This window comes from Corynebacterium sp. MSK150 (genome assembly GCF_030229215.1).
In the GTDB taxonomy this organism is placed as follows: domain Bacteria; phylum Actinomycetota; class Actinomycetes; order Mycobacteriales; family Mycobacteriaceae; genus Corynebacterium.
In genome coordinates this window covers 1-413 of record NZ_JASPHM010000046.1, presented here as the reverse complement: position 1 = coordinate 413, position 413 = coordinate 1, and the positions used below count along the sequence as shown (strand labels likewise).

The following is a 413-nucleotide window of genomic DNA, read 5'->3' as shown; positions in this document are numbered from 1 at the left end:
TTGTTGTAGTAGATCTTTTCTTCGGTGAGTGTGTAGGCGGCGATTTGTGCCCCGGTGGCGGTTATTTTGATGTCGACGTGGTTGTCGACGCAGACCATTGTGATGGGTTCTCCGCCCCATCTGCGTCCGATGTAGAGGCGGCGTAGTTTGCCGCCCCATCGCAGGGTTGTTTTGCCGTTGGTGCCTACTTTGTCGGTGCGTAGGCGGTAGTCGTGGTCTGGTTTGATTTGTGTTGGATGCGCTTTTGGTAGGGCTGTATAGGCTTCTGCGGGGGTGGTTCTGTTTAGGGCTCTATGGGGTCGTTTTAAGTTGTAGTATTCGATGATTTCTTTTAGCTGAAGTGTCCCAGGTTTTGTTCCGTTTGAGTAGATGGGAAAATCTGGAATATGCCGAGAAAATTTGACCAGGATGCG

Annotated in this window: 1 pseudogene; it reads right to left on the bottom strand. The window is 50.8% G+C overall.

Annotated elements, in window-relative coordinates:
* Positions 1 to 413 (bottom strand): annotated as a pseudogene (locus tag QP941_RS11565) (hypothetical protein); the annotation flags it as partial.